Source organism: Microbacterium paraoxydans, from assembly GCF_018224615.1.
Taxonomy (GTDB): Bacteria; Actinomycetota; Actinomycetes; order Actinomycetales; family Microbacteriaceae; genus Microbacterium; species Microbacterium paraoxydans_B.
Genome location: NZ_JAGTUK010000017.1, coordinates 1 through 394 on the forward strand (window position 1 = coordinate 1; position 394 = coordinate 394).

1 protein-coding gene is annotated in these 394 nt (G+C 49.0%); it reads left to right on the forward strand.

Annotated features, from left to right (window positions below; translation table 11 throughout):
• A partial coding sequence (locus KE274_RS16375) for a serine hydrolase (protein WP_211545608.1) occupies positions 1 to 394 on the forward strand: 394 nt, incomplete at both ends.

A 394-nucleotide genomic window follows, 5' to 3' on the forward strand; every position in this document is an offset into this window, starting at 1 on the left:
CGCCGCATACACTATTCTCAGAATGACTTGGTTGAGTACTCACCAGTCACAGAAAAGCATCTTACGGATGGCATGACAGTAAGAGAATTATGCAGTGCTGCCATAACCATGAGTGATAACACTGCGGCCAACTTACTTCTGACAACGATCGGAGGACCGAAGGAGCTAACCGCTTTTTTGCACAACATGGGGGATCATGTAACTCGCCTTGATCGTTGGGAACCGGAGCTGAATGAAGCCATACCAAACGACGAGCGTGACACCACGATGCCTGTAGCAATGGCAACAACGTTGCGCAAACTATTAACTGGCGAACTACTTACTCTAGCTTCCCGGCAACAATTAATAGACTGGATGGAGGCGGATAAAGTTGCAGGACCACTTCTGCGCTCGG